Here is a 2710-nt window from a genome sequence, read left to right as displayed (position 1 = left end):
GGGACCGGCTGGATGTGGGTGTCGCAACCGAATCCTATTGCCGATCAGCGGATTTCGCCATGCCCGTCACCTCTGGTGCATAATCCGGGCTAGGATCCAACAGGAGGTGGCACTCATGGCCTCGGATCCAATCGGCCTTCCTCTGCAGCAGCGCGACCAGTTCAACGAACTGCGAGGCGAGATCCATGCATTGAAGGGCACTCTAGCCATTCTGATTGCCCATATTTCGCTGCTCTCGCGCGCTCCACTCGCTAAGCGGGAGGAGATACTGAGTACCCTTCACGCGATGCTGCCTGCAGCATTAGCGCAGATTGAGCATGACGCCCCGCCGGCAGCTGCTGCTGGCTTTGAGCGGGCCATTGAGACGGTAACGCACTTGGCGCTCAATGCCATCCGCATAGAGCCCGCAGCACCGATGCAGCAGGATCCACCCGGGCCTGGCCGCTAACTGAGCATGGTGAGCTAGCGTCGGCTGTTGCGGCGACCAACAACCGCGACATGAGCCTGCCGCCCAACCAGATATCGCCCGCGAAGCCGAAGATCACGCCCGAGGAGCGCCGGCGCCGAACCGCCGACCGGCTGACCATGATCCAGTTGAAGATGGCGATCGGCCGCGAGTTGGACGAGCGGGGCATCACCACACCCGCCAACATTGGCGTCGTCCTTGGGATGCCGCCGGCCGAGGCGACCAAGCTGCTGACCCGGCACCAATAGAGGGAGGGCGATGTGGCGCTGCTCGAGGCTGTGGCGGCCCGGCTAGGCGTGCAGGTGCCAGAACCAGCCAGCGGCGGCTGGTCGAGTTAACGGCGCGCATGGCCTGGGACACAGTGACCGGACTGGCGGTGGAGGATAGCCTCGTCCTGGTCTGCGATGGGTGCGGCGACACCCGAACCTGGACCCGCGACGACCTCCTCGAAGCCGTGGACGACGCCAACCTGAATGAGATCGGCGCCCCGAAGTGCGCAGCGCCTCCCTGGCCTTGCGGTTTTGATTGCCGCCGACCTTGGTCCCAAGCAAGACTGTAGGCTGGGTGGCTTCGCCGCCACGGGACGGCGCCCACGACCTGCGGAGGGTGGCGCTTGTCGGAAGAGCCGGATGTAGTGGTCGTCGGAGCAGGGGTAGCAGGCGGCGCCTTGGCCACGGTTCTCGCCCGCGGCGGCCTGGATGTGCTGGTGTTGGAGAAGTCGCTGGTCCATCGCGACCGGGTCCGGGGCGAGTTCATGGCCCCTTGGGGGGTGGCCGAGGCGAGCCAGCTTGGCATCCTCGACCTGCTGGCTGCCGCCGGCGCGCACTACACCGTGCGCTCCGTCCCCTACCGCGAGGGCCTCGACCCTGAGGCGGCGCGGACGAGAGCCTTCGACCTCGGGGCCATGCTGCCGGGCGTGGCGGGCGCGCTGAACATGGGCCACCCCCGCCTATGCGAGGTGCTGGACGCCGCGGCGCAGGCGGCCGGGGCGGCCCTGCTGCGTGGCGTGCTCGACCTCGCCGTGGAGGTCGGCGAGCGCCCGCAGGTGACCTTTACGCACGACGGCCGCCGACGCGAGGTGGCGCCGCGGCTGGTGGTCGGCGCGGACGGGCGCGGCTCGGCGGTGGCGCGACAGGTTGGCGCGCGCGCCGAGACCGACCCCGTCCACCACATCATGGCGGGCCTGCTGGTCGAGGGGGCGGAGGCGTGGCCGGAGGGGGACCAGACCATGGGCACCCACGGCGAGGCCACGCTCTACGTCTTCCCGCAAGGTGGCGGCCGCGCGCGGCTCTATCTCAACCACGGGCTGGGCGAACGTAGGCGCTTCGCCGGTCCCGAGGCGGCGCAGAACTTCCTCGCCGCCTTCCGCGTGCCCTCACTTCCACACGGGGAGGCCCTCGCCGCGGCGCGGCCGGCCGGGCCCTGCCACGGCTACCCGAACGCGGACAGCTGGGTCGATGTGCCGGTCGCGCCGGGGGTGGTGCTGGTCGGGGACGCGGCCGGGCACAACGACCCCACGATCGGCCAGGGGCTGAGCATCACGCTGCGCGACGTGCGCCTCGTCTCCGAGGTCCTCCTCGGCGGTGACTGGGAGAGAGGCGCCTTCGCACCCTACGTGGAGGAGCGGCGTGAGCGCATGCGGCGCCTGCGCTTCGCCGGCCGGCTCGTGTCCGCGCTCAATGCCGAGTTCACGGAGGAGGCGCGCCAGCGGCGCCTGCGCGCCTGGGGGCGCATCGCGGCCGACCCGACCATGGCGCTGCCGATGGTCGCCATGTGGAAGGGCCCCCACGGCCTGCCGCCGCACATCTTCGAGCAAGGGGCATGGGACCGGCTGCTCGGCTGAGCAAGATGCGGCGAGGCGCCTGCCTGGACGGGCTTCCTGGGCGAGCTTTCCGGGCATGATGCTGAGGCGGGTGAGGCGCCGCGACCAGCGGCGCCGGGCCGCACCCTGCTGGATGCGTTTTCCGGGCCGGTAAGGGCCTTCCTGGTGCTGGGTGGTGTCGGCCAACCAGGTCGGTAACCGGCCCTGGCGGGTCTCCCCTGGTGGCTTGCCAAGCGTGGTGTGGCGGCGGGAGGCATCGCCCAAATGCGGTTCCGGCCTGCATTTGATAACGGGCTGACCTGCAGTAAGGCGGCGGTTATCGCATGTGATCGACGGTGCAATGCGCTTGGGGCGTAGCCGCGATGTCCGGCCATTCCCGTAATCGGATCCAGAAGCACCCTTGCCTGCCCTCACCCTATGGC

General features: G+C 69.6%; 3 protein-coding genes. All 3 read left to right on the top strand.

Annotated features, from left to right (window positions below; all coding sequences use genetic code 11):
* Positions 1 to 115 precede the first annotated feature (115 nt).
* The 3 genes from EP26_RS30405 (at position 116) to EP26_RS30395 (ending at position 2309) form a co-directional block, all read left to right on the top strand.
* Positions 116 to 448, top strand: a complete 333-nt coding sequence (locus EP26_RS30405) for a hypothetical protein (protein WP_043345138.1) — start codon at positions 116 to 118, stop codon at positions 446 to 448.
* Between the two features lie 50 nt (positions 449 to 498).
* The gene (locus EP26_RS30400; protein ID WP_043345137.1) at positions 499 to 714 is read left to right on the top strand and encodes a hypothetical protein; all 216 of its coding nucleotides are present in this window, start codon (positions 499 to 501) and stop codon (positions 712 to 714) included.
* A 386-nt stretch (positions 715 to 1100) separates the two neighbouring features.
* The gene (locus EP26_RS30395) at positions 1101 to 2309 is read left to right on the top strand and encodes an NAD(P)/FAD-dependent oxidoreductase (RefSeq protein WP_281177164.1); all 1209 of its coding nucleotides are present in this window, start codon (positions 1101 to 1103) and stop codon (positions 2307 to 2309) included.
* Positions 2310 to 2710 lie beyond the last annotated feature (401 nt).

The sequence above is a fragment of the Belnapia moabensis DSM 16746 genome (assembly GCF_000745835.1).
In the GTDB taxonomy this organism is placed as follows: Bacteria; Pseudomonadota; Alphaproteobacteria; order Acetobacterales; family Acetobacteraceae; genus Belnapia; species Belnapia moabensis.
This window is presented reverse-complemented; position numbering and strand designations above follow the sequence as displayed.

What these genes read in the sequence shown, in the direction of transcription:
- EP26_RS30405 (WP_043345138.1), top strand. Translation starts at nt 116, where the DNA reads ATGGCCTCGGATCCAATCGGCCTTCCTCTGCAGCAGCGCGACCAGTTC.
- EP26_RS30400 (WP_043345137.1), top strand. Translation starts at nt 499, where the DNA reads ATGAGCCTGCCGCCCAACCAGATATCGCCCGCGAAGCCGAAGATCACG.